This is a genomic window from Clostridia bacterium, from assembly GCA_017410375.1.
Lineage (GTDB): Bacteria > Bacillota > Clostridia > RGIG6154 > RGIG6154 > RGIG6154.
This window is the reverse complement of the sequence record JAFQQW010000023.1, coordinates 33480-54630: the sequence shown is the minus strand read 5'-3', so window position 1 is coordinate 54630 and position 21151 is coordinate 33480. Positions and strand designations below refer to the sequence as shown.

Below are 21151 nucleotides of genomic sequence, written 5' to 3'. Positions count from 1 at the left end.
ATTGCATAAGTGTAAAACACGAAGTGTTTTTTCTGTGGGCGCAATTATTATACCATAAGTGCAAGCCGCAGTCGGCTTGCTTCATCACTCCGTGGTACAATAATTGCATAAGTGTAAAACACGAAGTGTTTTTTTCTTTGGTTGCAATTATTATACCATAAAAGTTTACACATTGCAAGGAAAGTGTAAACTTTTATTGACTTTTTCTGAAAAATGCATTATAATAGATGCAACATGGAGGAATGCTTATGTTCAACACAAAAGATTTACAGGCAGAAATTATCAAGCTGAAAAAAGAAAAAGACGTGCTGATTCTGGCACATGCATATCAGACGCAGGATGTAACCGAGATTGCGGATTTTGTGGGAGATTCCTTTGGTTTAAGTCAGCAGGCGGCAGCCGCATCACAGAAAAACATTTTAATGTGCGGTGTGCGGTTTATGGCAGAAACCGCAAAAATCTTATCGCCCGACAAAAAAGTTATCTTATCCCACCCGGATGCAGGCTGTCCCATGGCAGAACAGCTTTCTGTAGAAGAATTAAAGGCTTTAAAATTAAGATATCCCAACGCGGCAGTGGTGGCATACATCAACACCACAGCGGCATTAAAATGCGAATGCGATGTGTGCGTGACCTCCGCCTCAGCGTTAGACATTGTCAAAAAGCTGAAGCAAAAGGAAATTCTGTTTATTCCGGACTGCAATTTAGGCGGTTGGATTAAAGAGCAGGTGCCCGAAAAAACATTCCATTTTATAGACGGCGGATGTCCCGTACATATGCAAATCACCTCAAGAGATGTGGTGCGGATGCGAAAAGCACACCCGAATGCGTTGCTTTTGGTGCATCCCGAATGCAAAAAAGCCATTTCGGGCAGTGCGGATTATGTGGGAAGTACCACAGGCGTGCTGAAATTTGTGGAAAATTCCGATGCAACCGAATTTATTATCGGCACAGACAATTCTATCGTTCAGCATCTGCAGTTTTCTTATCCCGACAAGAAGTTTTACGCCCTTTCCAGAGAATGTATCTGCAAGGATATGCGCTTAACCTCGTTGGTGGACGTGTACCATTGCCTGCTCGGAAACGGTGGCGAGGAAATTGTGCTTTCCGAGGACGTACGCCTCGGTGCAAAACGCGCAATTGATGCCATGCTTGCCCTTTAGAGATATAAAAAAGTCCGCGTTAGCGGACTTTTTTATTATTTTGTAAGATCTACGCGGAGCATTGTGCCGTCCCAGCCGACCTGCACATCAAAGCAATCGGACACGAAGCGAACGGGTACCAATGTTCTGCCGTTTATAACCTTTGCCGGCACATCTAAGGTGATGGCTTCGCCGTTTTTGTATGCGGTAGTGCTGTCGATGGTAAGCTTGACCTCGGTGCCGTCCTTTACTGCGGTAACGGTGTTGGTTGCACCGTCCCACTGTACTTCTGCACCAAAGGTTTCAAAAATTGCACGGAGCGGAACCAGCGTTCTGCCGTTTTCAATTACCGGAATCTGGTCGAAAAGGATTTTTTCGTTGTTATAAAAAACGGTGGGAATCGCACCCTGCTTCAGCTTTATGATATACAGCTTTTGGTTGTAACGCATTACGGCATAGCCGTCATCGTTAAAACCGCTTATTGCACAATTGAACTCATATTTCGCATTGTCGGTCATGATGCGGGTAAAGGTTGTTTTATATTCTCTTTCCTCGGGAGCAAGATCGGGACCTGCATAGCCGTTGTTCTCCCCTTCACGCAAAAATCCGAGGTTGTAATCATAAACAAAATAATCGAGTGCGTAGCTTTCATACACAAAATTGTCGTTAATATCTTTTAAGCCGAACACATAGGTGTCTAAGTTGCTGTAATGTTTAAGCCCGTCATTAAACGGATTTTCCCCGGAATCCTCCTCATCCGAAAAGTAATACGCATAAGCGCCACCGTCGGGCAGGAAATCACACAAGTCCTTCTGTTCATAAGTGCCGTCGTAATAAAGGGTGGTTTCTACAACCTTAGAAAGAGAGAAATCTTCGTTATAAACCATGTCGCGGAAATAAAAATCCAGATTAAAATCATCGTAATACTGCGACTCTGCCACAACCTCAAAAAGCTCGTTGTTGAACGGATCGAGGAAATTTCCCTCAAACGCGCCTGCTGTTGTCGGCAAAAGCATCAGCGCTACAAGTAACACGACCAAAAGTTTTTTCATTTTGAACATCTCCCTTTTTTCTTCTATTATAGCATAACGAAAAGCAACGCGCAAGTACATTCTCGCGCGTTGCTGTATTTTTTTATTCTGCGCGTTGGTATACGCGAACGTATTCTACTTCCATGGCGGTGCCGTCTGCATCCTTTAAGAGTTCTTCTTCGGTTGCTTCATTCATGATTGCAGTAGAAAGGTAAACCTGCATGGGATGATTGGAATAAGTGGTTTTGTGCCGTCTGATTTCTCTGCCGTCCACATAGAATACAATTTCCTCGGGTGTCCATTCTGCCGCAAAGATGTGGTAGTCTTCACGGAAATCCTCGGGCATCCACTGATACATATATTTGTTGCCGCGGCTTTGCATATTGTCACCCGACCAATGCTCTGCAGTCTGGACGGTGCCGGGGCATCTGCCCTCGTTGATGTCGATTTCGTAATACTTGCTGTCGTTTACGGTAATCATGGATTTGTAAAGCCAGAACGCGATGTTATAATTCATGCTTTCCGAGTTGGGATATTTGTATTTGGCTTCAAAATAGCCGTAGGTCTGTTCAAACTCCCTTGTCCAGATGCTGGCAGAGGTCCAGTTTTTACCACCCTTGTCCTCATCCTTGGTAATCAGGAACGCCTTACCGTCATGCACTTCCACATTTTCACGATATCTGGAGGAGTTGATGTGGCTGTGCGGTCCGTTTACACTGTCCCAAACCGCATCATTCAAATCGTCGCCGTCAAATTCGTCATGGAACGTAAGCACCCATTTGCCGTTGCCAAGGGGTCCTACATAGGCATCCACGTCCAGGAAGCGCTTCAGCATAACTGCCGCCTGGGCACGGGTTGCCTTTTCTGCAGGCTGGAAGGTCATCACGCCGTCCCGTTCGATACCCATAATGATGCCAAGCTCGGTTGCACGCGCCACAAACTCGGTCGCCCAAGGCGAAATAGAAGCTTTATCCGCAAAATTCTGCAGATAGTAATCCGCTTCAATCAGGGTGTTTTTGAATCTGCCTGCAACCTTTACGCCGTTTACAATCATGGCAGACATTTCTTCACGGGTGATGGGTTTATTGGGTTCAAAGGTATCGCCAAAGGGAATACCTTCAAACAGTCCCGCCTGATTTGCACCGTTTACATAGGGTGCAAACCATTCGGATTCGGGCACATCGGTAAAGCCTGTGGAAACAAGACTTTGGGGTGCAGCCACGGCACGCAGAAGCATGGTGGCAAATTCTGCACGGGTTACGTCTGCTTCGGGGTCGTAGCCGTTGCCCTTACCCGAAACCAGACCTTTAGATGCCATTTCATTTACATTATCCTTTGCCCAGTGGCCTTCCATATCGGGCATGGTGACGTTACCCTGTACAAGACCGTAGGTGCCGGATTCTGCAATTTCTGCCATGGCAAAAATTTCGTTGTTTTGTTCATTCAATCTGTCCTGGAAGGTTTTGCCGATATAAGCTTCGGCACGTTCGCCGAATGCACCGTAACGGTCAATGTAAGCAGGGATATAGCTTCCTGCACCATCCAGCTGGCGGAATGCGAGGTTTTTATTTTCTCTTAAATCGCTGTTTACAACAAGCTGTGCCTGTTTTGTGAACGCAAAGTTTACGGGCTTAATCTGACCACCCGAAAGAATCTCAAAAGACGCCTTTACCGTTTTGCCGTCTACCTTTTCCAAGCCAATCACTAAAGCTTCGTCATCTGCGACGGTGATTTCGGAAAGGGGCAGAGAGAGCTTACCAAAGGGTGTCTGAATGCCCAAATATCCGTCTTTGAAATCTTTTTTGGCAAGGTTCACTTTATCCCCTGCAAATTCGGCTTTCAAACCTTTTTCTGCGTAGTCAAAGTTCAACAGAAGCTCTGCAACCGTTTCGTAGTTCAAGCCCTGCTTGGTTGCGGTTTTGGGGAGTGCATCAAAGTTTGCGCCGTCTACCTTTGCGGTTGCGATGCCGTTTTCAACGGTCACGGGGATTGCACACTGCTCGTAGCGTACCGCATTGGCACGGCAGGTGTTTGCGGATTTGAAATTGTCTAAGGTTACACCTTCATCGGGCGTGCCTGCAAACTCAAATACGCCCAAAGATACCCAGCCGGGAGAGCCGGTTGTGAAATCTAAATAGAATTCGTCGGTCTGACCGCTGTGGGTTACGGTAACATGCACCTGATTATCGGAATTTGCGTGCAGCAGCTTGTAGATGGAAACCTCGGCTGTGCCTTTGATACCGCCTGTACCCCAGCTTGCGGAGGCTTTGGGGTCAAAGGAGTAGCGGGAAGAGGTGTTTTTGCCCATAACCGCATCATAGTAGCCTGCAAGACCCGAGCCGAGCCATGTACCGTTTTCCTTGTATTCCGCATCACCATGGGAAACAATTTTCGCTTCGCTGGGGATGAAGAATGCAGAGGTTTTCTTGTGGGGCATTTCGGTATCAATGTCTGTAATCGTTACATTGGCAGGTGCCGCGATGAAATTTGCCGCTGCGGGTTTTTGGGGGTCTTCCAGCGAACGGAGTACCAAATCAGCACCCGAAAAACGAACGGCAGTTGCGCGCACAAAGGTATTGGTGTCGCTGTTTGCTTTTTTGAGCAGAACATATTCGTCGGGTGTACCTGCAAAATCAAATTCACCTAAAGCGTACCAGCCTGCTTTTTGGGTCATATCAAACGACACCGTGTTGGTTTTGCCGTTATGGAAAACGGTGTATTCCGCTTTTGTGTCGGGGGTCATCCCAAACACGGGGGTGGGGTCGTTATACACTTCAACCTTTAAGGTTTTGCTTTCTGCAAGGTTTGGAACAAAGGCGCAAACTGCGTTTTGTGCCGCTGCGACAGAAGCGTCTTTACCGTCTGCGTTGGTTTTTTCGCTCTTGCTCCAGGGACCTGCTTCGGTATATTCCTTGTCATACACATAGACAACAGGCGCTTTTTCTCTGCGCACGTTCGGAACCTCGGGCTGAGAGGGCGCGGTATCACCCACCTTGATAGTACCCGAAACCGCTTCAAACTTCATGTCCGAAATACGGCTGCAGTTATCTTCACCGCTGGTTACTTTGATGAACCGGACAAACTCTTTGCCTGTACCGGTAAAATCAAAGGTACCGATTTCCACAAAACCCTCTTTTTCCATTTTGGAAAGGTCAAAGGAGAATTGTTCCATATTGCCGTCGCCGTAATACACTTCAAAGGTCAGGGCTGTATCGTCCTGGTTTTTGGCAGAATAATCCAGCACCGCAAAGAAAGAAAGCTTTACTTTAACAGGCTCGGTGATGTTGGGATGCCAGATGCCTTTTGCCTGGGTGTTGTTCGACCAAAGTCCCTGACGCTGACCACGGGTCAATCCACCCCAGCCGCCTTCGCCAAAGAAGCCTGCGCTGTCGGTGGTTACAATTAAGGTTTTGCCATCCTCGGATACGCCCGACATATCTTTGGGCACGGTTACGGACGGGTCTTTATAGTCTTTTGGCGGTTCAGCCGTTTCCGCTTCTGCGGTGGGGATTGTTGTATCCGCTACAGAAGTGGTTTTGGGGTCTGCCTGGTATTTTTTAACCTCTTTTAAAACGTCATCTGCAAGATTTGGCGGAACATAGTTCGGGTCGTCGGTGATGACAATGGCATCGCATCTTGCATAATAGCCGGAGGTGTCAATCACCTTTACAAACTGTTTGCCGGCAGTTAAATCGGTTTTACCTGCCAGTTCCCAGTAATAGCCCGAAATGCCGTGGGTGGCAAGCTTTTTGGGCATTACTTTTTCACCCAGCGCCACTTTGAAATGACGGGTACCGGGTACCGTTTCGTGATCCATGGAACGGGTCCACACATAATATGTACCGTCTTTGGGGATTTCAATCTGTGCCGATGCAGGGATTGCCGTTTTGGAATCATGGTTTTCTCTGCCTTTTAAATTGATGCCTTCCACCGCGCCGTTTTCGTTTTCGAAAATACGCCAGGTGCCGAGGCTGTCCTTAAAATTCTCGGGACGCAGATAAATGTAGGTGTTTGCGTCTGCCGCGGACACCGCTGCACACAAAGGCATAAGCATCAAAAGCGCCAGAAGCAACGAAAGTATACGTTTCATACATTCTCCTCCTTTTTTGTTTATAATTTTATTATACATCATTCATTTTCTGCTATCAATAGCCTAAACTATAAAAATTTTTTATCCGAAATTATACTTTCGTCTTGCAAACAATCTTAAAATATGTTAAACTGGATAACAAAGGGAGGGATGAAAATGCTGACAAAACCGCCTCAGATTATCGATCTGGCATACATAGTACGCTCCAAGGAAACCAAAGGAGATGTGCATGAGGTGATTGCCCGGGAAGACTCGGCTTTGTTTTTTGTTTTACACGGTAAAGTTAAATTTGTTGCAGAGGATACGGAAATGATTGCCGATTCCAGACACCCGTTATACATTCCCACCGGCTCGTGCCATAAAAACATTTGTATTGAAGATGCCGACCTTTTGTTTTTTAATTTTTCGGAGCAAAGTCCGTCCGCACTTACCCACATTTCTCCGGTAGAAGAAAATGTGCTAATGGAAATTTACAATGAAATTGTGATGCTTCGGGACTTGCCCGCACCGCAAAACGCGGCACTGATTCTGTCTGCGCTTTATCGCCTTACAGGTCTTTGCATGAAAAAAAACGTTTCGGAAAACAGCTCTCTTCTGACCCCTGCCTTAGAATACATTTCCCTTTATTTCGGCGATCCGGCATTAAATTCCGAACTGCTTGCAGAAAAATGCCATATCAGCAAAATTTATCTGCACAAGCTGTTTGTGGAAGAAATCGGTATGCCACCCTTTCAGTACATTACCCGTGTGCGGATGGAACGGGCGCGCTTACTGCTTTTAAACAAGTGTTCTGTGGGACAGGTCGCAAAGCAGGTGGGATATGGCGATATTTATGCGTTCAGCCGTGCCTTTAAGCGTTATTTTCATGTAACGCCCACGCAAATGGCTTCTTCGCCTTATGTATACCTTGGAAAATCAGATTAAAAAGGAATGCAGAAAGCTCTGCATTCCTTTTTTTATTTGAGCACCAGCACTTCTAATGGCTGTAAAATACGTTCGCCTGTTTCGGTTTTGCCTGTTAAAAGGTCGGTAAAATTGCCGTTGATGCTTGCGGTTTGCGCTTCTCTTGAAATATTCATCACAAAGAGGTATCTTTCACCGTCCCCCTCACGGCAGGTTACGCGAACCGCTTTACTGTTGCTTGTAACATCTGTTACCGCCCGGATGCCATGGGCGTCAAATACGTCTTTCATGAATAAGTCCATAAACGTATTTTCTGCATTGTAGCCTACATAGTACGCTGTACCCTTGCCGTAGCTATTTTTCAAAACGGCAGGCTTGTCTTTTTCTATATTTTCGGTAAAGTGTGCCAAGGTTTCGGCAGTTGAAGGAACAATTAACTCTGCAACAGATTTTACGGGATATTCTTTGCCCTTATAAATCACGCTGTTTTCATGCTCCATAACGGCATATTCGTTATAGAACCAGTTACAGTTTTCATAGTTGTCCACGTCGTCCACTCTTAACCCGAAAACCTCCGAAAGGCCTGCGCCCGGAATACCGCCCAAATAGCAAAGGTCGGTTTCATCTGCAACTGCCGTGCAGAACGAAGAAACAACCACACCGCCATCTGCCACAAATTTTTTGACCTTTTCAGCATTTTTCTCTGTCATGATATGCGGAATCGGCAAACACAATACCTTGTACTTTGAAAAATCTGCTTCATAGCTTATAACATCAATTGGAATATTGTTTTCCCAGGCAGGTCTGAAATAATTATGATGGGTATTTAAGTATCTTTTTCCGGGGTCTGTTGTCCAGAAGCCGTCATGGGTGCCGTCAAGCGCCCACATTGTATCGTAATCGCGTACAATTGCCACTTCGGATTTGATTTCACAGCCCAGCACGCCCTCAATTTTTTGGAGTGCTTCGCCATTTCGTTTTACGGTCTGAAAAACGCGGTTGTCGGATTTGCCGTAATGGTCCACCACCGCACCGTGGAATTTTTCGCCGGCACCTCTGCCCTTTCGCCATTGGAAATACTGCACCGTATCGGCACCGCAGGCAACATAAAGCATTGCCTCTAAGAACTGTTCCTCATCGGTTTTTACTTTTTTGAATACAACACCGCAGTTGTTGATTCCGGGCGCGCTTTCCATAACCATGAACGGTTTTCCGTCTTTTGCACCTCTGTAAATTGCAGCAACAGATGCCGTCTCTTCTGCAGTAAAGCTTAAAGATCTTGACCACACGGGATAAAAGTCGTTTGACATAACATCTAAGTTTTTGCTCATTTTATAAAGGTCAAAGCCGGGATAATAGCACATGCAATTGGTTGTGATGGGCTTATCGGAATATTTTCTTACCGTTTCTGCCTCTAAAGCCGCAAAATCAATCATGCTGTCGGACAAAAATCTTCTCCAGTCCAGATTTAAGCCATAGGTACTTCTTTCCCCTGTTCCTCTGGGCGGTTCGATTTGTTCAAAGCTTTGGTAGGTATGACTCCAGAATCTTGTCCACCAGGCATGATTTAATTTTTCAATATTATTATCATATTTTTTCTTAAGCCAGTCAATGAAATTAGAAGCACAATGCTCGCAATAGCATCCCGTAACGGAATATTCGTTGGACAAATGCCATGCCACAACCGCAGGGTGCTTTCCGTAACGCTCGGCAAGCTTTTCGTTTATGATTCTCACCTTTTCCCGGTAAACAGGTGAATTGGTGCAATGATTGTGTCTTCCCCCAAAATAGTTTCGCTTTCCGTCCTCAGTGGTTCTTAAAACCTCGGGGTATTTGTCTGCAAGCCATTTGGGTCTTGCGCCCGAAGGGGTGGCTAACACCACTCTGCCACCGTTTGCATATACCTTATCAATAATGGTATCCAGCCAGCCAAAATTAAATTTTCCTTCCTCCGGTTCAAGCTCTGCCCAGGAGAAAATACCAACCGTCATTTCGTTACAGTTGGCTTCTTTCATGAGCTTCATATCCTCGTCCCAGATTTCGGGCGTTGCAATCCACTGCTCGGGATTATAGTCTCCGCCATGTAAAAAGTGCGGGAAATCTTTAAAAAGTAAGTTCTCTTTTTTCATTTCTTTCACTCCTAAATGAAAATGCAACGGAATTGTTTTCCGTTGCATTTATTATAACATAAATAATTTTAGAGTGTCAATAACACTATGTTGCACTGATATAACATTCTTGCGCATTATACGTCCAGGAATTTGTACTGGGACATATAAAGCTCGTAGTATTTGCCTTTTAAAGCAAGCAATTCCTCATGCGTACCGCTTTCCTGCACATCGCCGTCCGAAATATACAGAATTTTATCACTGTTTTTGATGGTGGAGAGTCTGTGTGCCACCACAAAAGAGGTTCTGCCTTTCATTAAGGCTTCCACACTCTTTTGCAGAATCTGTTCGGTTTCGGTATCAATGGATGAAGTTGCTTCGTCTAAAATCAAGATGGCAGGGTCTGCCAAAATTGCTCTTGCAAAGGCAATTAACTGTCTCTGCCCTGCGGAGAAGGTTGCACCGCGCTCTGTAACCTCTGTACGGTAGCCGTTGGGCAGTTCCTTGATAAAGTCATGGGCAGATACCGCTTTTGCCGCACGTACCACTTCTTCTAAGGATGCATTGGGCTTGCTGTAGCGGATATTGTCTAAGATTGTACCCGTAAACAGCACGCTGTCTTGCAGCATAATGCCCATCTGTCTGCGCAAAGACTCGAGCGTTACATGCTTGATATCGTGACCGTCAATGGAAACTTTACCCTCCTGAATATCGTAAAAACGGGCTAAGATATTGATAACGGTACTCTTACCGGCGCCGGTAGGACCGACTAAAGCGATTTTCTGACCCGGCTCCACATGGAAGGAGGTGTTTTGTAAAATATTGCGTTCGCCCTCTTCATAGCGGAAGGTTACGTTTTCAAAATCCACTCTGCCTTCCACATTCGGCAGTCGGATGGCATCGGGCTGGTTTTCAATCACAACCGGCTCCTCCATCATTTCCACAATGCGCTCTGCATGTGCCATGGCGGTAATAATAGAGTTATAGAAGTTTGCAAAATAGGTAACAGGCGACCAGAAACGGCCGATGTAGCCGGTAAAGGCGATAAGTGCACCCACCTCCAGCACATTGCCCGAAACCTGCCAAACGCCCACAATATAAACGCCTGCGGTGGTCAACACCGTAATCATTTCAACAATGTTTGCCAATGTGTGGCTGATTAAGCTTGCCTGCATCATGGATGAACGGGTATCCTTACAAAGTCCGTAGAATATGCCAAGATTCTTGTCTTCCCTGGCAAAGGACTGGGTTACGCGGATACCTGCAATGCTTTCATGGATATAGGCATTCAAGTTGCTGTTTTTATCCGAATACTTCTGCCATGCACGTTTGTGGAAACGGCGGAGCACCGTCTGAATCAGGAAAAATACAGGCATACCTGCAAGACAAATCCATGTGAAGGTGGCGTTAAGCGAGAACATAAACACAACCACAACCACCAGCGAGAAAAGCTGAACTACAATGTCTACTAATCCGTTGGTTAAAAGGTCGGAAAGGGCATTGACATAGTTGATAACACGGGACATGATTTTGCCGTGGGGTCTGCTGTCGAAATAGCTTAAGGGCAATTCCTGTAAATGCGCAAACACATCGTGACGGATGTTGCGCACCATTTCCTGTCCTACGCGGTTGATGTGCAGGGTGCGGTAACGGGTAATGAGCGCACCGATGATGTGAATGGCCACCAATGCACCTGCTGTAATCCATAATGCACCAAAGTTATCGTTCGGAATAAAATCGTCAATAACAAATTTTAAGAGCATGGGGCCTAAAAGACCCAATACGCTTGAAATCAGCATAAACACCAGCACAATCAGCAAGGTCTTTTTAAAGGGCAATGCATATTTCAAAAGACGCACGGCGCGTTTGCCGTCAATTTTGACTGTTCTTTCTTCGTCCTGGTTAAAGGTATTACGTTTAGCCATTATTTCAGACCTCCCTTCGTAAATACGAAATCATCGAAGGTGGTATCGCCCTCATATTCTGTATCGTTGATGTTGCCGTACTGGGTATCGCAAACCGCGCTGTAGTAGCCCTTTTGTGCCACCAGCTCGTCATGCTTGCCCCATTCAATAATACGCCCGTTATAAAGCACCAAAATCAAATCGGCATTTTTAACCGACGAAATACGGTGTGCAATGACAAAGGTTGTCATCTTCTTATAATTTTTCTTTAAAGTTTCCTGAATGGAATGCTCGGTTTCCATGTCAAGGGCAGAGGTGGTATCGTCTAAAATTAAGATAGACGCATCCCGTAAAAGGGCACGGGCAAGGGCAATTCTCTGCTTCTGACCGCCTGACAAGCCCACACCGCGCTCGCCCACGACCGTGTCGTAGCCGTCCGGCATTGCGGAAATAAATTCATGGGCGTCTGCCGCCTTGGCTACGCGGATAATATCGTCCATGGTTGCGCCCGGCGTACCGTAGGCAATGTTTTCCTTAATGGTATCCGAAAACAGGAACACGTCCTGCATGGCAATACCGATATTTTTACGGAGTGCCGAAATTTTAATATCCTTTACATTGATGCCGTCGATATAAACCGAGCCCATTAGCGGATCGTAAAATCGGGGAATCAGGTTAACAAGTGCTGTCTTACCCGAGCCGGTAGGACCGATGATGGCAACCGTATCGCCGGGGTTTGCGGTGAAGTTTATGTATTTTAACACTCTTTCTCCGTCTTCGAAGGAGAAAATAACATTTTTAAAGGCAACCTTGCCATCGAATTTGGGGATATCAAGGGCAGCTTTGTCCTGAATTTGCGCTTCCTCATCGTTTAAGCTGCGGATTTTAATGGAGCTTGCAAAAAACTGCTGCATCTGGTTAATCTGACCGGGCAGGGTTAAAATAGGTGTTGTAATGCACCACAAAATACCGTTTACAGTGGTGAGCTGACCAATGGATGCATGGCCTAAAATAACAACCGTACCGCCCACTAAAATAACCAACACCGTAAACATTTCCACAAGGAAATGAATAAGCGGATAGAATTTTGCATAGCTTTTTGCAAAATCCAAAAACGCATTGCTGTAGCCGTTGTTGAATTCGTCAAATTTTTTAATTTCTTCTTTTTGCTTGTTGTATGCTTTTACCACGCGATTCCCGCTGATGTTTTCTTCTACCATGGAATTGAGCTTTGCCATAGCTTCACGCATGTTGATAAAAATGGGCTTATTGGTTTTTGCCATTTTGAACACCAGAAAGGTAATCAAAGGCACTAAAAGCATCAAAGAACAGCCCAGAATCGGGCTTACGAAAAACACGGTGCCGACACCCACCACAAAAACCAAAACTTGTTGCAATAAGCACGGAATGGTACTGGAAATAACCAAACGGATTGCATCCATATCGCCTGTCATGCGCGCCATTAAATCACCGGTCCGGTTACTGCTGAAAAAGCCGAAGTCCAACTTTTGCAGACGTTCAAACAACGCACCGCGGATGTTCATAACCACCGTCTGTGCCGTCCATTCCATCAGCAGGCATCGAATGTACCAGGTAATCTGACGCACCAATGAGCCGCCGATTAAAAGGGCAATGGCCGTGGTGAGAATCTTTTTTGTGTTGCCGGTAAACATATCGCCCGAGACAATAGAGTCAACCAGGTAACCGCTGATGTAGGGTGTAACAAAAACCGCTACAACATGCAGAAAAATGATTACAGCCGAAAAAATAATCTTTCCCCAGTGTCCTTTTAAAAACTTGCATAACCATTTTATGGCTTCCATGCAATTCATCCCCAATCGTTTTTAAAATCAACTCCAATATAAACCAACTCAACAAAAAAGTCAACCCTTTTTTTAAATTTTTTTATAATTTAAAAAAAGATTGCGATTTTCATCGCAATCTTTCTGCATTAATATGTAATATGTACAGAATTGGTTGTACCGTCCCAACGCACAACCGCGTCCATGCCTTCCGCTACTGCACGCAGGGGCAGGTAGGTACGGGAGCCGATAATCTGCGCCGGCACATCCAGCATAGAAAAGGTATACGCCTCCGGTGCGGCATTCACATGACCTCTTGCGTAATTGGATTTATCAATGCCGAAAATTAATACATTGCCGTTTTTTGGGGAAACCAGTTCCACCAACTGCTGTTCCTCATACCAGTTTACAGTATAACCCATCGCTTCTGCCACCGCACGGATAGGCACTAAGGTTCTGTCATTTACAAGCACCGGATTGCTGTCCGGGAAAATCTGCTGATTGTTGATATAAATTTTAATGGTGGTATCCGCAAACTGCAGGCTCTTGATAAATGCTGAAAAATCCGCACTGTGGATGCCGGTGTTATTATGTCTGTATTCAAACACATACATTTTTTCGTTTGCAATGGCAATAAATACACCGTGATACAGCTTGATTTTTTCTACACCGTCTGTCCAGATATAGAAAAACTTTTCGTAGGTATAGAAATTGTTGGTATTCCAGTGTGCGTATTGTTTGGAAACCTCGTCCTCCTGCACATAGATATTCATGCCCATCGCCTGTGCATAGCGCTGTGCAATGGCATTATCGCTCAGAAGCTCCGCACATAAACCCTCTAATTGGTCTTTTGGATACTGCGAAACATCTGTCATGCCCGGCATGTCTCCGACCGTAATGGAGATTACTTCACTTGGATTATTCTGATGCTGATAGGTAAACATTGCACCCTCGCCCGAAACCTGCTTCCAGGTGTCAGGCAGGTCATACGAAACACCTAAGTCCTGCAGATTATAGGTTTGTGCGAAGGCAGGCAGCGCTGAAACCAGCAACACAACCGCCAAAATAAGACCAAATACTCTTTTTTTCATGGAAAATACTCCTTTTTTTGTAAAAAAGGGCTAAACCTTCGTTTAGCCCTTTAAATTATTTAAGCTGAAATTATTTCAATTCAACCTTAGCGCCAACTTCTTCAAGTTTAGCTTTCATTTCTTCAGCAGCGTCTTTTGCTACTGCTTCTTTCAAGGTCTTGGGAGCGCCGTCAACGAGGTCTTTAGCTTCCTTCAAGCCGAGGCCGGTGAGTTCACGAACAACTTTGATAACCTTAATCTTTTCAGCACCTGCTTCAGCAAGTACAACGTCGAAGTCGGATTTTTCTTCTGCAGCAGCAGCGCCGGGTGCAGCAGCACCAACAACTGCAACGGGAGCAGCAGCGGAAACACCAAATTCTTCTTCAATAGCTTTTACCAATTCAGACAATTCTAAAACAGTCAGGGTTTTGATTTCTTCAATCATAGCAGTGATCTTTTCACTCATTTTCTTTTCCTCCTAAATTTGAAAAATTGTTTTTAAATTTAAATTACGCAGATTCTTTCTGATCTGCAACAGCCTGGATTGCACGTGCCAGACCTGCAATGGTAGCATTTAAGCCACCTGCGAGCATTGCATACAAGGTATCTTTGGACGGAATTTTTGCCAAAGCCTGTACTTCGTCAACGCCGCATGCTTTGCCGTCCATAAAGCCGGCTTTGATGGTCAATCCCGATTCATCCTTGTACTTGTTGATGAAGTCGGCAATAACCTTTGCGGGAGCAACAACGTCACTTGTGTGAATTGCAAGTGCGGTTGTGCCGTTCAAGATTTCGTCGAATTCGGTGTAACCGATAGACTGTGCTGCACGACGGGTCAGGGTGTTTTTCACAACGCTGTACTCAACGCCTGCTGCACGCAAGTTGTTACGAAGCTCGGTATCCTTTTCAACGGTAAGTCCGCTGTAGGAAACGAATACACCGGCTGCAGCGCCTTGCATTTTTTCAGCTAAAGCTGCAACGATATCTTGCTTTTGTTTTAAAACTTTTTCGCTGGGCATTCTTTTCACCTCACATTTAGTAGACTAAAAAAGGTTTTCCGTCCGCACCGGAAAACCTTTAAGCTTGCATAAAGAAAATTTTTCTCTCCATACAAAAGGGTATTTCCTCGGCAGGCATTTTCTCTTTACGCCTTACGGCACCTGCTGTCTGCGGATATTGCAATTTCTTGCAACAGGGATATTATAACAGATATTTTACGGTTTGTCAACCCTAAAATTAGTCTGTTAATTTTGCGGTATTTACTCTTGCGGAAGGACCCATTGTAGAAGTTACTACAACGCTCTTCATGTAGGTACCTTTTGCAGCAGCCGGCTTTGCTTTTACAACAGCCTTAGCCAAGGTCATGAAGTTTTCTTCCAGCTTTTCCTTACCAAAGGAAACTTTACCGATGGGGCAGTGAATGATGTTGGTTTTGTCCAACTTATATTCAATCTTACCGGATTTGATTTCGGATACTGCTTTTGCAACGTCCATGGTTACGGTGCCAGCCTTCGGAGACGGCATCAAGCCCTTAGGACCTAAAACCTTACCCAAACGACCTACAACGCCCATCATGTCGGGGGTTGCAACAACTACATCATAATCAAACCAGTTTTCGCCCTGGATTTTTGCAACGAGTTCTTCGCCGCCTACGAAATCAGCGCCTGCAGCCTGTGCAGCGTCAATCTTATCGCCCTTAGCGAATACCAAAACTCTTGCAACTTTACCTGTACCGTGGGGAAGTACTACAGCACCTCTAACCTGCTGGTCAGCATGTCTGGAGTCAACACCCAAACGGATATGACATTCAACGGTTTCGTCGAATTTAGCCTTTGCAGCCTGGCAAACTAAATCTAAAGCATCTGCCGCATCATATAAAGTGGTACGGTCGATGAGTTTAGCGCCTTCTAAATATTTCTTACCTCTTTTCACGATTCTAATCCTCCTTAGTGGTTCCACGGCTTATCTTAAAAGCCTCCCACATTTTCCAAAACTATTATTCTTCTACGGTGATACCCATGCTTCTTGCAGTACCTGCGATCATGCTCATAGCAGCTTCAACAGATGCAGCGTTAAGGTCAGGCATCTTAGTGGTTGCGATTTCTTTTAATGCTTCCTTAGAAACAGTTGCAACCTTTGTTTTGTTCGGAACACCGGAACCGCTTTCGATTTTGCAAGCTTTCTTTAAAAGAACTGCTGCCGGCGGTGTTTTTGTTACGAAGCTGAAGGATTTGTCTGCATATACGGTGATAACTACCGGGATAATCAGACCCATATCCTTTGCTGTTCTTTCGTTGAATTCTTTTGTGAATTGAACGATGTTTACGCCCTGCGCACCCAATGCAGGACCTACCGGGGGAGCCGGTGTTGCTTTACCTGCGGGAATTTGCAGTTTAATGTAACCTGTTACTTTCTGTGCCATGGTTACCAAGCACCTCCTTCAAATGTGGTATTTAGCGGGTTTTTGCCCTCCCACTAATTTATATACAGAACCCAAACGGGCAGTATATACTACGTTTAGTCAAGCGGTTCAACCTGATTTAAGTTCAGTTCAACCGGTGTTTCGCGACCCATGATAAATACGGATACACGAACCTTTTCTCTTTCCAGATCAATTTCTTCAACGATACCTACGCTGTCCTCAAAGGATTCGCAAACAAGCTTTACGTTGTCGCCCACTGCGTAGTTGAGATTGATGGTCTTTTCTTCCAGCTCCAGACGGTCGATTTCGGCATCGGTCAGCGGTACGGGTTTGGATCCCGGACCTACGAAGCCTGTTACACCGCGGGTGTTGCGGACAATGTACCAACTGAAATCCGTCATAATCATACGGATAAACACATAGCTGGGCAAAAGCTTTCGCATGCTGGATTTCTTTTCGTTGTTATCCTTAATCTCAACAACTTCTTCCATGGGAACACGGATATCGAAAAACATATGATGCAAGTTATTGTTTTCTATGGTTTTTTCCAAGTTTGCCTTTACCTTATTCTCGTAGCCGGAATAGGTGTGCACAACATACCATTTTGCCTCCTGAGCCATATTTCTCCTCCTTGTCCTTTTTGGTTAAAAAACAGATTTGAGAATTTTAATTAGCCCAAAAGTGCTCTTACACCTGCACCGAAGCCCAGGTCCAGTAAAAATACAACAACGCCGATAATAACAGATACAGCGATTACAACGCCGGTGTTATTTACAACTGTGTGGAAAGACGGCCAAACGATTTTCTTAAATTCGCTCTTTACGCCTTTAAAGAAATCTTTAACCTTAAGTTTCTTAGTTTTATTTTCAGCCATTACGCCTTCCTACCTTTCCCAAAAACAATTATTTTGTTTCTTTGTGTGCCGTATGCTTTTTGCAGAAACGGCAATATTTGCTGATTTCCAGTCTGTCGGGTGTGTTCTTCTTGTTCTTCATGGTGTCATAGTTTCTCTGTTTGCATTCTGTGCAAGCCAATGTAATTTTTGTACGCATAATCTTATACCTCCAAATTATTCATATCCTACGCAATTCGAGTACCTTATATTATATCGCAAGTTTTTTGCCTTGTCAATAGGTTTTTCTAAAAAAGCGCAAGAAAAAAAGACCTATTCCCAGTCTTGGCAATAGTATATCACAGTTTTTTTCAAAAATCAAGTCTTTTTTAAAAAATTTTTTGTTTTTTTAGAAAAAAGCAGTTTCTTCCTATATAATAACGCTTTACGCACATATATCCCCTTGCTTTTTCATAAAATAAATGGTAAAATATAAGAACTACAAAAAGAAAGGATTTATTTCATGCAGTTTTTAATTCGTTTGTTTATAAAAGACTACGAGCAGATACAAAATAAAAAGGTGCGGGAGCAATACAGTGTGCTTTCGGGTATTGTGGGCATTTTGTGCAACCTTTTGCTGTTTGCCACAAAGCTTATAATCGGTTTTATCAGCGGAAGTATGGCGATTTTGGCAGACGCCTTTAACAATCTGTCCGACTGCGGTTCATCCGCCGTTTCCATTGTAGGCGCGAAAATGAGCAACCGTCTGCCCGATAAAGAACATCCCTTCGGTCATGGTAGAATCGAGTACGTTTCTTCGCTCATTGTTTCCTTTTTAATTATATTAGTCGGTTTTGAACTTTTAAAATCCTCCGGTCAGAAAATTTTAACCCCATCCCCGGTATCTTTAAATCCGGTTCAGGCTGCGCTTTTGCTTTTTGCCATTGCCGTAAAGGGCTGGATGTTTTTGTATAACCGCTATATCGGCAAAAAAATCAACTCAACCGTTCTGCTTGCCACCGCAAAGGACAGCTTGAACGACTGCATCGCGACCCTTGCCACCATTCTCTCTGCCCTTTGTGCAGGGTTTACCGCTCTTCCTATAGACGGTATTATGGGCATTTTAGTGTCGCTGTTTATTATGTACGGCGGTTACGGACTGGCAAAGGACACCATTGGCATTTTGCTGGGCAAGCCCGCTTCGGAGGAAACGGTTAATCAGATTGCCGGCTACATCTTAAATGCAGAAGGCATCACAGGCATGCATGATTTAATCATTCACGACTACGGTCCGGGCAGAATTATGGCTTCGGTACATGCAGAAGTACCCGACAACATTGATGTGGTTGCCATTCACGAAACCATTGATGACCTGGAAAACCTGATTTTAACACAGATGGGCATTCACATTGTGATTCATATGGATCCCATTTCTTATGATGATGAAACGGTGAATGCTCTCCGCAACTTTGTGGCAGAAGAAGTAAAAAAACTGGATTCTTCCCTCTCCTTCCACGACCTGCGTGTAACTTTAGGAGAAAACAGCCGGAATCTGCTGTTCGATTTGGTTGTACCCTGCGATTACAAGCCGGAACATCAGAAAGCTTTGGCGGAGCATTTGCGCAATGCCGTTTTAAGCTATGACAACCGGTATAACGTACATATTAAAATTGATAATATTTAAAAAATGCATAAAAACAAAAAGCCTGCACAAAATAGAGATGCCAATACGGTAAATCACATTTTGGGAGGCTTTTTATTATGAACGAAAAGAATCAGAAAAACAATCAGCAGAAGCAGCAAAACAAGCAAAACAATCAGCAGAAGCAAAACAACGCACCCCAGAGCAATCAGCAGAAGAAAGACAATAACAATAAATACTAATAAAAATGAGGATGCAAGGCATCCTCATTTTTAATAGATTTTTAATAACAATCTTTGCTTTCCTTTTTTACTCAAGCCCAAAAGGGTTGAAAGCTCTGCTTTGCCCTTGCCGCGGAAGGTAATTTTATCTCCCTCGGACAGCTGATGGTCGGGCTTTAACACTTCCTTCTGGTTGACAAACACTTTGCCCGCCAGAATGGCGGCTGACGCATCGGTGCGTGAAACCTTAAAGGCTTCGGCGGTGATTTTATCGAGGCGTAAAGAGTTTGCAGAAACAGTCATTTCGGATTTGGGCTCCGGCACGGCGAACGCCACTTCAGATAAGCGCAAGGTTTCACAGGACACATTCTCTCTTGCCACCTTCAATAGGTTTTGGGTTAAGAAATCCGCGATATCCGATTTAACCAGTACATAGGCACCTGCTTCGTCCGGCAGAATGTCACCGATTTGCTCGCGCTTTAAGCCGGTACCCAATACCGAGCCAAGATAATCTCTGTGCGTCAACCTTACGGTGTTTTTCACATCCACCCGCACCGCAGACAGCACATCCTCGGGCGGAGCATCCAGATAATCAGGCAAAAACACCGCTATTTTCCGTTCTGCATCCGGGTAACCGCCCCACAGTAAAAAGGTCGTGCCCTCAAACTGCTTCCGCTCCTGTCGCACCAACTCCTGCTGATGTAAATCCAGAAAAGCGGTACAGACGGGGATGTTTTTTTGCGCGGCACGCTTTGCCTTATCCAGCACGGATGCCACCAGTATTTTTTCGTCTTTTTCCATAGTCTCTCTCACAAAAAAGCGGGGCGTTTTCGCCCCGCTTTACTTTTTTATTAGTTGATGATGGTCAATTCAGTGTCTTTGTTGAACAGGTGAATCTTGTTTGCATCAAAAGCAACCTTAATGGTGTCGCCCGGTTTTGCAGTGGTTCTCGGATTTACACGAGCGGTGAAGTTCTTACCTTCAATCTTGAGATAGAGATAAGTTTCAGCACCCATCAATTCGGTAACTTCTACATCAGCGGAAACGATACTGTCGGGATTGCTTGCAAGAACTGCTTCTTCGTCACGGATGTGTTCGGGACGGATACCCATAATTGCTTCTGTGCCGTCAAAGCCGGATTCAGCCAGAGCCTTTGCCTTGCCTTCGGGAAGAATAATTTTCTGATCGCCAAAGGTTAAGGTATACTGGTCACCGTTCTTTTCAACTTTAACATCGATGAAGTTCATCTGGGGAGAACCCATGAAGCCTGCAACGAACATGTTATCCGGTGTATCGTAAAGGGTTTGCGGTGTATCAACCTGCTGGATGATACCGTCCTTCATAACTACGATTCTGGTACCCATGGTCATAGCTTCGGTCTGGTCATGTGTTACATAGATAAAGGTTGTATCCAGTCTCTGATGGAGCTTGGTGATTTCGGTTCTCATCTGAACACGAAGTTTAGCATCCAGGTTGGAGAGCGGTTCGTCCATGAGGAATACTTTCGGTTCACGAACGATTGCACGACCGAGGGCTACACGCTGACGCTGACCACCGGAAAGTGCAGCGGGCTTTCTGTCGAGAAGATGTGCAATGTCAAGAATTCTTGCTGCTTCTTCTACCTTTTCTTTAATGATTTCTTTCTTAACTTTTCTGAGCTTTAAGCCGAATGCCATGTTTTCAAACACGGTCATGTGCGGATAAAGTGCATAGTTCTGGAATACCATTGCGATATCACGGTCTTTGGGTTCTACATCGTTTACCATTACGTCATCGATATAGAATTCGCCGGCACTGATATCTTCCAGACCTGCAATCATACGTAAAGTGGTGGATTTACCGCAACCGGAAGGACCTACCAGGATAATAAATTCCTTGTCTTCGATTTCCAGGTTGAAATCCTTAACAGCATTAAAGCCGTTTTCATATGTTTTGTAAATATTTTTGAGAGTTAAGCTTGCCATTGTCAGTCATTCCTTTCAAA

Annotated in this window: 18 protein-coding genes and 1 other annotated feature; of the genes, 3 read left to right on the top strand and 15 right to left on the bottom strand. The window is 44.8% G+C overall.

Translation table 11 applies throughout. From position 1 onward, the window contains the following. Positions 1–248: 248 nt before the first annotated feature. Positions 249–1163, top strand: a complete 915-nt coding sequence (gene nadA, locus IJE10_03650; GenBank protein ID MBQ2967201.1) for a quinolinate synthase NadA — start codon at positions 249–251, stop codon at positions 1161–1163. Positions 1164–1198: 35 nt separating this feature from the next. On the opposite strand, the gene IJE10_03645 is transcribed toward nadA, so the two are convergent. Next, the gene (locus IJE10_03645) at positions 1199–2194 is read right to left on the bottom strand and encodes a copper amine oxidase N-terminal domain-containing protein (protein ID MBQ2967200.1); all 996 of its coding nucleotides are present in this window, start codon (positions 2192–2194) and stop codon (positions 1199–1201) included. Between the two features lie 82 nt (positions 2195–2276). Further along, positions 2277–6263 (bottom strand): S-layer homology domain-containing protein, encoded by a 3987-nt coding sequence (locus tag IJE10_03640; protein ID MBQ2967199.1) that lies wholly within the window; start codon positions 6261–6263, stop codon positions 2277–2279. A gap of 156 nt (positions 6264–6419) precedes the next feature. Between IJE10_03640 and IJE10_03635 the strand changes: the two genes are divergently transcribed. Next, positions 6420–7187 (top strand): helix-turn-helix transcriptional regulator, encoded by a 768-nt coding sequence (locus tag IJE10_03635; GenBank protein ID MBQ2967198.1) that lies wholly within the window; start codon positions 6420–6422, stop codon positions 7185–7187. Positions 7188–7219: 32 nt separating this feature from the next. Here the strand turns inward: IJE10_03635 and IJE10_03630 are convergent, their stop codons facing one another. The 11 genes from IJE10_03630 to rpmG form a co-directional block, all read right to left on the bottom strand. Beyond that, complete coding sequence (locus IJE10_03630) at positions 7220–9295, bottom strand: beta-galactosidase (protein MBQ2967197.1); 2076 nt, start codon at positions 9293–9295, stop codon at positions 7220–7222. A gap of 116 nt (positions 9296–9411) precedes the next feature. Continuing rightward, positions 9412–11199, bottom strand: a complete 1788-nt coding sequence (locus tag IJE10_03625) for an ABC transporter ATP-binding protein (GenBank protein ID MBQ2967196.1) — start codon at positions 11197–11199, stop codon at positions 9412–9414. Then, positions 11199–13001, bottom strand: a complete 1803-nt coding sequence (locus IJE10_03620) for an ABC transporter ATP-binding protein (GenBank protein ID MBQ2967195.1) — start codon at positions 12999–13001, stop codon at positions 11199–11201. Before IJE10_03620 ends, IJE10_03625 begins: the two co-directional genes overlap by 1 nt. 128 nt (positions 13002–13129) lie before the next feature. Continuing rightward, on the bottom strand, positions 13130–14071 hold the full coding sequence (locus tag IJE10_03615; protein MBQ2967194.1) for a copper amine oxidase N-terminal domain-containing protein: 942 nt from the start codon (positions 14069–14071) through the stop codon (positions 13130–13132). A 70-nt stretch (positions 14072–14141) separates the two neighbouring features. Then, positions 14142–14516: a 50S ribosomal protein L7/L12 gene (rplL, locus tag IJE10_03610; GenBank protein MBQ2967193.1), complete on the bottom strand. Its 375-nt coding sequence runs from the start codon at positions 14514–14516 to the stop codon at positions 14142–14144. Positions 14517–14559: 43 nt separating this feature from the next. Next, entirely contained in the window at positions 14560–15069 is a 510-nt protein-coding gene (locus IJE10_03605) for a 50S ribosomal protein L10 (protein MBQ2967192.1), read from the bottom strand. Positions 15070–15085: 16 nt separating this feature from the next. Further along, positions 15086–15241: a sequence feature (ribosomal protein L10 leader region), on the bottom strand. Positions 15242–15286: 45 nt separating this feature from the next. After that, complete coding sequence (gene rplA / locus IJE10_03600) at positions 15287–15982, bottom strand: 50S ribosomal protein L1 (protein MBQ2967191.1); 696 nt, start codon at positions 15980–15982, stop codon at positions 15287–15289. 64 nt (positions 15983–16046) lie between these two features. Continuing rightward, on the bottom strand, positions 16047–16472 hold the full coding sequence (rplK, locus tag IJE10_03595; protein MBQ2967190.1) for a 50S ribosomal protein L11: 426 nt from the start codon (positions 16470–16472) through the stop codon (positions 16047–16049). A 95-nt stretch (positions 16473–16567) separates the two neighbouring features. Beyond that, positions 16568–17092 carry a transcription termination/antitermination factor NusG gene (gene nusG / locus IJE10_03590; protein MBQ2967189.1) on the bottom strand — a complete coding sequence of 175 codons (525 nt, stop codon included), beginning with the start codon at positions 17090–17092 and terminating at the stop codon, positions 16568–16570. Between the two features lie 50 nt (positions 17093–17142). Then, positions 17143–17346 (bottom strand): preprotein translocase subunit SecE, encoded by a 204-nt coding sequence (secE, locus tag IJE10_03585; GenBank protein ID MBQ2967188.1) that lies wholly within the window; start codon positions 17344–17346, stop codon positions 17143–17145. 28 nt (positions 17347–17374) lie between these two features. Continuing rightward, the gene (gene rpmG / locus IJE10_03580; GenBank protein ID MBQ2967187.1) at positions 17375–17524 is read right to left on the bottom strand and encodes a 50S ribosomal protein L33; all 150 of its coding nucleotides are present in this window, start codon (positions 17522–17524) and stop codon (positions 17375–17377) included. A 303-nt stretch (positions 17525–17827) separates the two neighbouring features. On the opposite strand from rpmG, the gene IJE10_03575 reads away from it, so the two are divergent. After that, positions 17828–18988, top strand: a complete 1161-nt coding sequence (locus IJE10_03575) for a cation transporter (GenBank protein ID MBQ2967186.1) — start codon at positions 17828–17830, stop codon at positions 18986–18988. A 230-nt stretch (positions 18989–19218) separates the two neighbouring features. Here the strand turns inward: IJE10_03575 and IJE10_03570 are convergent, their stop codons facing one another. After that, the gene (locus IJE10_03570) at positions 19219–19968 is read right to left on the bottom strand and encodes an RNA-binding protein (protein MBQ2967185.1); all 750 of its coding nucleotides are present in this window, start codon (positions 19966–19968) and stop codon (positions 19219–19221) included. A 50-nt stretch (positions 19969–20018) separates the two neighbouring features. Next, positions 20019–21131: a sn-glycerol-3-phosphate ABC transporter ATP-binding protein UgpC gene (gene ugpC / locus IJE10_03565; GenBank protein ID MBQ2967184.1), complete on the bottom strand. Its 1113-nt coding sequence runs from the start codon at positions 21129–21131 to the stop codon at positions 20019–20021. Between the last annotated feature and the right edge of the window lie 20 nt (positions 21132–21151).